Source organism: bacterium (assembly GCA_021372775.1).
In the GTDB taxonomy this organism is placed as follows: domain Bacteria; phylum Acidobacteriota; class Polarisedimenticolia; order J045; family J045; genus JAJFTU01.
The window spans coordinates 1-2,370 of the sequence record JAJFTU010000262.1 but is presented as its reverse complement, the minus strand read 5'-3'; the positions used below and the strand labels follow the sequence as shown (position 1 = coordinate 2,370).

The following is a 2,370-nucleotide window of genomic DNA, read 5'->3' as shown; positions in this document are numbered from 1 at the left end:
GCCCTCCTCGCCCTCGCCGCCGCCGCGGCCGCCGCGTTCTGCGCGGCGCGCCTCGCGGCGCTCCGCCGCCGCGCGCGGGCGCTCGAGGAGCGCGTCGCCGTTTTTGCGCGCGAGTCGGCGGCCGCCGCGGAGGGGGCGGCGGAGGCGGCCCGCTCGCGGGGCCGCTTCCTCGCCAACATGAGCCACGAGATCCGCACGCCGATGAACGGCGTGATCGGCATGACCCAAGTCGTGCTGGACACGAAGCTGGAGCCGGACCAGCGCGAGTGCCTGCAACTCGTGCAGCTCTCGGCGCGGTCGCTCCTCGGCCTGATCGACGACATCCTCGACTTCTCGGAGATCGACGCCGGGAAGATGGAGCTCGAGCGGCGGGAGTTCGATCCGCGCGAACTGTTCGGCGACGCGGCGCGGATGCTGGCGCTGCGGGCGCACCGGAAGAAGATCGAACTCGGCCTGCGGATCGCCGCCGACGCGCCGCGCCGCGTCTTCGGCGACGAAGTCCGCCTGCGGCAGGTCGTCGTCAACCTCGTCGGCAACGCGGTGAAGTTCACCGCGGCCGGGGGCGTGCGGATCGTCGTCGAGGCGGCGCCCGGGCCGGCGCCGGTCGGCGCGGAAGGCCGCGTCGGCCTGCGCGTCGCCGTCGCCGACGACGGGATCGGGATTCCGGAGGAACGGCGGGAGACGATCTTCGCCGCGTTCTCGCAGGCGGACGGCTCGACGACCCGCCACTTCGGCGGCGCCGGCCTCGGGCTGACGATCTCGAGCCGGCTCGTCGCGCTGATGGGCGGAGAACTGAGGGTCGAGAGCGAGGAGGGGAAGGGCAGCACGTTCCTCTTCGACGCGTGGTTCGATCCGGCGCCCGAGCCGCCGGCGCCGGCGCCGCTGCCCGCGGGCCGCGCGCTGCTCGTCGAGGACTGCCCCTTCAGCCGCGGGGCGCTCGCGGACTCGCTCCTGGGCTTCGGACTTCAGGTCGTCGCCGTCGCCGACGGCGAGGAGGCCGAAGCGGCGCTGCGCGGCGGGCCGTTCGACGTGGTCGTCGTCGATTCCCGCCTGCCGGACGCGGCGGGCGCGGAGATCGCGCGGCGCGCCGGAGCGGGACGGGCGGCGCTGATGCTCGAGAGCGACGAACCGCGCGCGGTCGCCGCCGGCCTGCGCCATCTGATGAAGCCGGTGAAGGAGTCGGATCTCCGCGCCGCGCTGGCGGCGATCCTTTTTCCCGAAGAGGCGGCGGCGCCCGCCGCTCCGGCCGCTCCGGCCGCGGCGCCGCCGTTGCGCGTGCTGCTCGCCGAGGACAACGTCGTCAACCAGCGGATGATGGTCCGCCTGCTGGAGCGGGCGGGACACGACGTCGCGCTCGCGCGGAACGGCCGCGAGGCGCTGAACCTCGCGCGGCGGGGCGCGTTCGACGTCGTGCTGATGGACATGCAGATGCCGCACGTGGACGGCTACGAGGCGACGGCCGGAATCCGGGCCTGGGAGCGGATCTCGGGGGGCCGCGTCCCGATCGTGGCGCTCACCGCGCACGCGCTGAAGGGGGACCGGGAGCGCTGCCTCGAAGCGGGGGCGGACGACTACCTCAGCAAGCCGGTGGACGCCAAGCGTCTCAACGCACTTCTCGCCGATCTGCCGCGCCGAGTGGCGGCGGATTTGCGTCGGGGAAAATAATCTCGGGGTCCGCGCGGGGCGCCCGGCGCGGGCGAAGGGGGAGACCATGGAAAAGAAGGCGCGCGTGCTGCTCGCGGACGACGAAGAGACGTTCGCCCTCGCGACGTGCGTGCTGCTCCAGCAGGCGGGATACGAGTGCGACGTCGCCGGCGACGCGCGGGTGGCGTCGCGGATGCTCGCGCAGGCGGACTACGACGTCGTCGTCGCCGACATTCAAATGCCGGGGAATCCCGATCTGGAGTTCGTGCGCGCTCTGGCGGCCGCTTCGGCCGAAATCCCGGTGATCATCGTCACCGGCTATCCGTCGGTCGGCACGGCGATCGCCGCCGTCGAGTTGGCGGTGAGCTCCTACCTCGTCAAGCCGGTCGACTTCGAGCAGTTGTTGGCGGCGGTCGAGGAGGCGACGGCGGCGCGGCGCGCGTTCGCCGCGCTCGGCGCCGCCCGCGCGGCGCTCGAGGCGGCGGCGGCCGCCAATCCCGACGCCCCCGACGAGGCGCGGCGGTCGCTGCTCGACTCGCCGCTGGCGGCGCTGGAGGACGCCGGCCTCGACCCGGCGCGGCTGGCGAAGCTCCTCGCGCGCCACGCTCCGTCGGGCGACTGCCCCGACTGCCGGCGGCTCGAGGACGCGCTGCTCCACACGATCGACACGCTGCGCCGCACCAAGAACAGCTTCAAGTCGAAGGAGCTCGGCCAACTCCGCCGCGA

Annotated in this window: 2 protein-coding genes; both read left to right on the top strand. The window is 74.1% G+C overall.

Annotated elements, in window-relative coordinates; genetic code table 11:
• On the top strand, positions 1-1,665 hold a 1,665-nt coding region (locus tag LLG88_09320), incomplete at its 5' end, for a response regulator (GenBank protein MCE5247101.1).
• A gap of 46 nt (positions 1,666-1,711) precedes the next feature.
• Positions 1,712-2,370 (top strand): response regulator (locus tag LLG88_09315; GenBank protein MCE5247100.1); only part of this gene is annotated, 659 nt, incomplete at its 3' end.